7 protein-coding genes are annotated in these 8,198 nt (G+C 32.1%); 5 read left to right on the forward strand and 2 right to left on the reverse strand.

All coding sequences use genetic code 11. From position 1 onward, the window contains the following. The first annotated feature begins 84 nt into the window (after positions 1-84). Positions 85-627: a nucleoside tri-diphosphate phosphatase gene (locus tag HMPREF2597_RS01205; protein ID WP_002461312.1), complete on the forward strand. Its 543-nt coding sequence runs from the start codon at positions 85-87 to the stop codon at positions 625-627. A 257-nt stretch (positions 628-884) separates the two neighbouring features. Then, positions 885-2,621: an ABC transporter ATP-binding protein gene (locus HMPREF2597_RS01210; protein ID WP_070817111.1), complete on the forward strand. Its 1,737-nt coding sequence runs from the start codon at positions 885-887 to the stop codon at positions 2,619-2,621. A 154-nt stretch (positions 2,622-2,775) separates the two neighbouring features. Here the strand turns inward: HMPREF2597_RS01210 and HMPREF2597_RS01215 are convergent, their stop codons facing one another. Together HMPREF2597_RS01215 and HMPREF2597_RS01220 are read right to left on the reverse strand one after the other, a co-directional pair. Then, a complete protein-coding gene (locus HMPREF2597_RS01215) occupies positions 2,776-3,870 on the reverse strand; it encodes an FUSC family protein (RefSeq protein WP_002477970.1) in 1,095 nt (364 codons plus the stop codon). A 76-nt stretch (positions 3,871-3,946) separates the two neighbouring features. Beyond that, positions 3,947-5,236, reverse strand: coding sequence for a glutamate-1-semialdehyde 2,1-aminomutase (locus HMPREF2597_RS01220; protein ID WP_002477971.1), 1,290 nt, complete (start codon positions 5,234-5,236; stop codon positions 3,947-3,949). A gap of 81 nt (positions 5,237-5,317) precedes the next feature. On the opposite strand from HMPREF2597_RS01220, the gene bcp reads away from it, so the two are divergent. The 3 genes from bcp (at position 5,318) to perR (ending at position 7,284) form a co-directional block, all read left to right on the forward strand. Continuing rightward, the gene (gene bcp / locus HMPREF2597_RS01225; protein WP_002461308.1) at positions 5,318-5,773 is read left to right on the forward strand and encodes a thioredoxin-dependent thiol peroxidase; all 456 of its coding nucleotides are present in this window, start codon (positions 5,318-5,320) and stop codon (positions 5,771-5,773) included. A 5-nt stretch (positions 5,774-5,778) separates the two neighbouring features. Next, complete coding sequence (locus HMPREF2597_RS01230; RefSeq protein ID WP_070817112.1) at positions 5,779-6,729, forward strand: NAD(P)-dependent oxidoreductase; 951 nt, start codon at positions 5,779-5,781, stop codon at positions 6,727-6,729. 96 nt (positions 6,730-6,825) lie between these two features. Continuing rightward, complete coding sequence (perR, locus tag HMPREF2597_RS01235; RefSeq protein ID WP_002461305.1) at positions 6,826-7,284, forward strand: peroxide-responsive transcriptional repressor PerR; 459 nt, start codon at positions 6,826-6,828, stop codon at positions 7,282-7,284. The last annotated feature ends 914 nt before the right edge of the window (positions 7,285-8,198 follow it).

Below are 8,198 nucleotides of genomic sequence, written 5' to 3' on the forward strand. Positions count from 1 at the left end.
TGAAAAAAGACAGTTAAAGCTTAAGTTAAATTTTTAAAATATGATATAATCAAAAGTGCAAAATATGAAAAGGTGGTGTGGAGTATGGTTAAAGAATCCATACCTAAAGAAGGAGAAACAATAAAAATACAAAGCTATAAACACGATGGCAATATTCATCGCGTTTGGTCAGAAACGACAATCCTCAAGGGAACCGACCATGTCATTATTGGAGGTAATGATCACACGCTCGTTACTGAAAGTGATGGTCGAACTTGGATAACGAGAGAACCAGCTATTGTTTACTTCCATTCAGAATATTGGTTCAATGTTATTTGTATGTTTAGAGAGGATGGAATCTATTATTATTGTAATTTATCATCACCTTTTGTTTGTGATGAAGAAGCACTTAAATATATCGATTATGATTTAGATATTAAAGTTTATCCTAATGGGAAATATCATTTATTAGATGAAGATGAATATGAACAACATATGAATCAAATGAATTATCCACATGATATCGATATGATTTTGCGCCGAAATGTTGATATATTACAGCAATGGATAGAGCAAAAGAAAGGGCCATTTGCACCTGATTTTATAAAAGTTTGGAAACAACGCTATAAAAAGGTACGAGATTATTAAGCAAATTATGTGTAATTCCAAAATAAATTGGTTATAGTATTCAATGACAAAAGCTTAATACTTTCAAGCCTTCAATAATAAATTGACATTTAAGTTTTAAACAGCACAATGAAGTGTATTATATTGCATGCCAGAGGTTGAATGCAAAGCTTGATTTTTATCTTGCGATGCCATATCAACCTCTGTTGTATTTCATGCTAATTTTAGCGTTAGGGTAAAGGTAAGTTAGGTACTTAAGGAAGTTGGGGGTTATTCTTATGATTAGACGATATTTAAATTTTGTTAAGCCATATAAATATCGTATATTTGCAACGATTGTCATTGGAATAATAAAATTTGGTATACCAATGTTAATACCGCTGTTAATCAAATATGCGATTGATGGTGTGATTAATAATCATTCATTAACAGCACATCAAAAGGTTATGCATCTAAGTGTTGCCATTGGTATAGCACTCTTTATTTTTCTTATTATGCGACCACCTATTGAATATTTAAGACAATATTTAGCACAGTGGACCAGTAATAAGATTCTATATGACATTAGAAAACAATTATACAATCATTTACAGGCATTAAGCGCACGATTTTATGCAAATAATCAAGTGGGTCAAGTTATTTCAAGGGTTATTAATGATGTAGAACAAACCAAGGATTTTATTTTAACAGGACTAATGAATATTTGGCTAGATTGTATTACGATTATTATTGCGTTATCAATTATGTTCTTTTTAGATGTTAAATTAACATTAGCAGCCATTTTGATATTTCCGTTCTATATTTTGACAGTTTACTTTTTCTTCGGTAAATTGCGTTCTTTAACACGTGTACGATCACAAGCGCTTGCAGAAGTACAAGGCTTTCTACATGAACGTGTACAAGGCATGTCAGTGATAAAAAGTTTTGCAATTGAAGATAATGAGGCGAAAAATTTTGACAAAAAGAATACTCATTTTTTACAAAAAGCGTTCAAACACACGTCATGGAATGCTTATTCTTTTGCAGCGATTAATACCGTCACAGATTTGGGACCTATCATAGTGATTGGTGTAGGTTCCTATCTAGTTATTAATGGTTCAATTACAGTAGGAACACTAGCAGCGTTTGTTGGTTACTTAGAACAATTATTTGGACCTTTACGTCGTTTGGTATCATCATTTACCACGCTAACTCAAAGTTTTGCTTCAATGGACCGAGTGTTTCAACTTATAGATGAAGATTATGATATTAAAAATGGCCGAGGTGCTCAGCCAATTGAAATTAAACAGGGGCATATTGATTTAAGACATGTAAGTTTTAAATATAATGACAATGAATCTTTGGTATTAAAAGATATTAATTTGTCCATTAACCGCGGAGAAACAGTTGCTTTTGTTGGTATGAGTGGTGGTGGTAAATCTACATTAATTAATTTAATTCCCAGATTTTATGATGTCACTGGTGGCGAAATCACTATAGATGGGCATAATGTTAAGGACTTTTTGACGGGAAGTTTAAGAAATCAAATTGGTTTAGTACAGCAAGATAATATACTATTTTCCGATTCAGTACGTGAAAATATATTATTAGGGCGTCCAGATGCTACTGAAGCAGAAATTATTGAAGCTGCAAAAATGGCTAATGCACATGATTTCATTTCTAAATTACCACAAGGATATGACACTGAGGTTGGTGAGCGCGGTGTTAAACTATCCGGCGGGCAAAAGCAACGCTTATCAATTGGACGCATATTTTTAAATAATCCACCAATATTAATCTTAGATGAAGCAACGAGCGCACTAGATCTTGAAAGCGAGGCTATTATACAAGACGCACTTGATGTTTTAAGTAAAGATCGTACAACATTGATCGTGGCACATCGTTTATCAACGATTACACATGCCGATAAAATCGTTGTATTACAAAATGGTGAAATTATAGAAACTGGTACGCATCAAGAATTAATAGCAAGACAAGGTGCATATGAACATTTATATAGCATTCAAGATCTGTAAAAATTAAAAAATAATGTGTTGATAATAAAAATGGCAATTTCTACATTTGTAATAGAAATTGCCATTTTCTTTGAATAGAAAATATTTAAATAGTTAAAACCTTACTAAATAAATTTTAAAATGCTTAATTTATATTGTTAAAGCGTATCTTCATTTATACATCAAAGTCTTCATCAACTATGTCAATATCCGCATCAGTACGATGATACGTAAAATAGCTTAATCTGAGACGATCTAGATGCTCTAAATGATATCGATACTCTTCAATCGCAGCGATAATCTGCATTAAATTAGAATAAGAATATTTTGTTTGATAGGGGTTTTGAATTAATTCCTGTTGAAATGCGAGCATTAAATCTTTCTTTTGAGGATTAATAATATTATTTTCAACATGCTCAATATTATAGCGTGCCTTTTTCGATAAACTACGCAAAATTTGTTCGTGATATTCAATTAATGCATCAATTTCAAGTTTAATTTGAAAGATTAAATTATAATTTAAATTATGCAAATCATTTTGATACCGTGTCATTCGGTTTAACACTTCATACGCTTGTCGTGTGGTACTAACCACTTCCTTGAAAAGGATTTTCTTTCTATTCTGTTGAAATACATGTTTTTTTGTAAGTGGTCGTTCTTCATTATAATAATCATATATTTGTTCAAGTCTATTTAAGCGTGTTTTTATTTGATCATTATCTTGTTTAATTTGATGATAATCTGAAGTGTCATTTAGTACCAATCTAAACCATACAAAAATGTCAGATGTTAATTTTACGGAATAATGATAAATTTTAGTTTCGAATTTTGGTGGTAAGAAAATAAGATTTACTATTGATGCACTTAACACACCTATCATTACTAATATAAATCTAAAAGTAGCTGCCACATAAAATGAACCAGTATGTTGTCCCATGATAATTAAGGCAGTCACACTTGCAAGTGTAGCAACGTGTGCCAAGTTGATTTTATATAAAATAGCGATTAATAAGATAACGGTAATGCCCATAATAACAATATTTTTACCAAAAACTACTACCACTATGACTGCCAGCAATGCACCAATAAAGTTTCCCATAGCTTGCTCAGAAATTGTCTTAACAGAACGATGGATATTGGGTTGCATTGCAACAACTGCACTGATACCAGCGACAGATTTAAATCCAACGTCATTAGGTAAAAAAGAAGTGATGAATAGGGCAAGTATTATGGCAATACCTGTCTTTAAGATACGGGCTCCTAGCTTCAAAGGTCATACTCCTTTATTTTTATATATTAAATATGAGTTATATATGTTATACACTGACGAGGATTAATTTTCAAGTTTATTTCATTTGACTAAAGGCATAATCAGCTGCTTCTAATGTCTTGTCAATATCTTCTTCAGTATGTTCAGTAGTTAGGAACCATGCTTCAAATTTAGATGGAGCTAAATTAATACCTTGATTAAGCATTAATTTGAAGAATTTACCAAATGCTTCACCATCTGATCTTTCAACTTGCTCATAATGCGTTATTTTTTCGTTCGTAAAATATAGTGTTAGTGAACCATAAACACGATTAATAGTAGCTGTGATACCGTGCTTATCGATGAGTTTTAATAAGCCATCTTCTAAGCGTTTACCTAGACGATCAAGTCTATCATAAACACCATCTTGTTCTAGAACTTCCAATAGAGCAATGCCTGCACGCATTGATAAAGGATTCCCTGCCATTGTACCTGCTTGGTAAGCCGGTCCTAATGGTGCGACGTGTTCCATAATGTCTTGTCGACCACCGTATCCTCCAATCGGTAACCCACCACCAATGATTTTACCAAATGCAGTTAAATCGGGATATACGTTAAGTAAATCTTGTGCGGCTCCATAATGGAAGCGAAATGCTGTAATAACCTCATCATAGATAACTAAAGCTCCATAATCATGTGTGATTTTATTCACTTCTTCTAAAAAGCCAGGTTGCGGTTCAACCATACCAAAATTACCCACAATTGGTTCGACTAATACAGCAGCGATTTGATCACCCCAATGCGACATTGCTTCTTTATATGAATCAATGTCATTAAAAGGCACGGTTATAACTTCTTTTGCAACACTCTCTGGCACTCCAGCAGAATCAGGAGAACCTAGTTGAGAAGGGCCACTTCCTGCAGCAACTAAAACGAGATCAGAATGACCGTGATAAGAACCGGCAAACTTAATTATTTTATCTCGTTTAGTGTAAGCACGAGCGACACGAATTGTCGTCATCACAGCTTCAGTGCCAGAATTAACGAAACGTATTTTTTCAAGAGATGGAATAGCTTCACGTAATTTTTTACTAAATTCAATCTCTAATTCTGTAGGTGTACCATAAAGCACGCCTTTTGCAGCTTGATCCTGTATAGCTTCAGTAATATGTGGATGTGCATGTCCAGTGATAATTGGTCCATAGGCTTGAAGATAATCAATGAATTTATTGCCATCTACATCATACAAATATGCGCCATGACCTTCTTTCATTACAACTGGCGCGCCACCTCCTACTGCTTTGTAGGAACGAGAAGGTGAGTTTACGCCACCTAAAATATATTCATTTGATAACTTCTGAAGTCGTTCACTTTCTGTGAATTCCATGTTCTATCAACCTCTTTTAATTTAATATTTTCAACTAATATCGTATCATAAATAATAACTAAAAAAAGAATAGGTGATTAAATGTTAGAAAAAGGACAACGTTTCCCACATTTTTCATTGAAAAACCAGAATGGAGTAAGCATTTCAAATAAAGATTTAAAAGGTCAAAAGGCAGTACTTTATTTTTACCCAAGAGATAATACGCCAACGTGTACAACAGAAGCTTGTGATTTTCGTGACAATTTAGCTTTTTTTAATGATTTAGATATACAAGTATTTGGAATTAGTGGAGATAGTGAGCAAAAACACCGTAATTTCATAAATAAACATCATTTGAATTTTGATTTACTCGTAGATAAAGACTATGAACTTGCGAAAGAAGTAGGTGTTTATCAGTTAAAAAAATCTTTTGGAAAGGAAAGTATGGGGATTGTAAGAACAACGTTTATTATTGATGAGCAAGGTATCATATTAGATGTTATTGAAAAGGTTAAAGTCAAAAATCAAATGGCTGAATTAAAAAATATTTTGGGGTGATTAAGTTGAAAGTAGTAGGATTGAAGCGCTTGGGTAAACTAGAGCAACATTTAGTTAATAAATACCAACAAATTGAATTTCAATTTTATGCACAAGCAGCCGATATACCAGAAGAGGAACGACAGAATATTGACATCTTAATTGGCTATGATGGGCATGTAGATCAGTCCTTTTTAGAAAGCTGTCCCAATTTAAAATGGATTGCTTGGTATGTAACAGGGGTTAATTCTCTTCCATTGAACTATGTACTTCAACGAGGCATTCAACTGACAAATACAAGAGGTGTTCAAGCTAAACAATTAGCCGAGTATATTGTTACATTTATCTTGGATGATTATAAAAATATGCGTAAATCTTATTATAATCAACGCCATCATATATATGATTCTACAATCACTGGTAAAAGAGTTAGTGGCTCAACCATATTATTTCTAGGGACAGGTGCTATTGCGCAAGCAGCAGCACAATTATTAAGACCGTTTAATCCTGAAATAATAGGTATCAATCGATCAAATAGTTTAGTTGATTACTTTGATGATATTTATGTAATCACAGAATTATATAATGTAATAAACAAAGCTGACATTATTATAAATACGCTTCCCGAAACTGAAGAAACATATCATTTATTGAAGCGGAAACATTTTGAGTATATGAAAGATAATGCATTATTTATTAATGTTGGCAGAGGAACCATAATAAAAGAAAATGATTTGTTAGAGGTAATGGAGAATAATTTGATAAGACACGCATATTTAGACGTTTTCGAACATGAGCCTTTATCAGCTGACCATCCATTATATGATTTAGATAATGTAACTATCACTGCACACATTACTGGCAATGATTACAATAATAAAATAGATGCAACAAAGATATTTGAACGAAATTTAGATCATTTTCTCAATAATGGAAAACTAATTGAGAATACTGTTAATGCTAAGAATGGGTATTAACCTTAGAAGAAGAGATAAACAATTGACATTTTTAACTATATAAAGTTATATTAATATTAAGTAATAATTATTATTAAATAGAAAGATGGTGAAATTATGAGTGCAGATATAGAATCAATTGATCATGAATTGGAAGAATCAATTACAGAGCTGAGAAAAGCAGGTGTGCGAATTACACCTCAAAGACAAGCTATCATTCGTTATCTAATTTCTTCACATACACATCCAACTGCCGATGAAATTTACCAAGCACTTTCACCAGATTTTCCTAATATCAGTGTTGCAACGATATATAATAATTTAAGAGTGTTTAAAAATATAGGTCTAGTTAAAGAGCTAACATATGGTGATGCTTCTAGTCGTTTTGATTTTAATACACACAACCATTACCATGTTATTTGTGAAAAATGTGGAAAAATCGTTGACTTTCATTATCCACAACTAGATGAGGTAGAACAGTTAGCGCAGCATGTGACAGATTTTGATGTTACGCATCATAGAATGGAAATCTATGGCATTTGTAAAGAATGTAAAGAAAGTGAAACCAATCAATAAGATTTATATATGGCGGACAAAATAGCTTGATGAATACTTTCAATGGTTAAACTGATAACTGAGCAGTGTTTATCACATAAGTAGTTGTTATATATAATTAAAATGACTTTTAACAAAGATAGAACAGCTGGGACTAATATCCTAGAAATTTAGCCAGTAAATGAGGGTTTTGTAACTTCATTTACTGGCTTCTTTGTTAATAATACTTGTATTATTGGTTCGCTTGCATAGGTGACGGATTCAGCAAGCCAAGCTTGCTTTGTTAGAAAAACTATTTTAGTCAGTTTTTCTTTGCTTGGGAATTCGACTTACTTTGCTTGCTGAAATACGCTTCACATTTTTATTGTTGGGGACCCTGTCTTTTCCCTCAAGTGTCTCGCCCAAATAAGGCGTATTTATATGTGACTTTACATTTAAAAGCTTGATTAACCAAAGAATTTTCGTATTATTTAACCAGCGTCACGTAATAAACGAATAAAATTTATACATGACTCAATTTGTGCGAGTATTTAATACTTTCAACTAACAGTAAGCTCTAAAAAGAGGATAATATCAAATTTAGCAAGTTGTAAAAAAATAGCTATTATACATTTTGGTTAGATTAATACTCTTCTTAAGAAAAAGTAAACAAAAATTACTGATATTAATAATTGACGTAGATGTCTTTAATTGATATTATTAAAAAGTCGTCAAAATACGACAGATAGCAATGTTGCTTCTTAACAATTTTAATACGATGTTAAGAAAGTGTAATTTTGACTATTGAACTTTAGAACAAAACAATATAACATATTGATTGTTGATTTAAACAAAGTCAATTGAGCCAAAAAATATTGACACAGATTGTTTATTTCGATACAATAATAAAATGTAAGTAAAAAATTTGAACATTGAAAACTGAATGACAATATGTC

The sequence above is a fragment of the Staphylococcus sp. HMSC063A07 genome, assembly GCF_001836955.1.
GTDB lineage: Bacteria > Bacillota > Bacilli > Staphylococcales > Staphylococcaceae > Staphylococcus > Staphylococcus lugdunensis.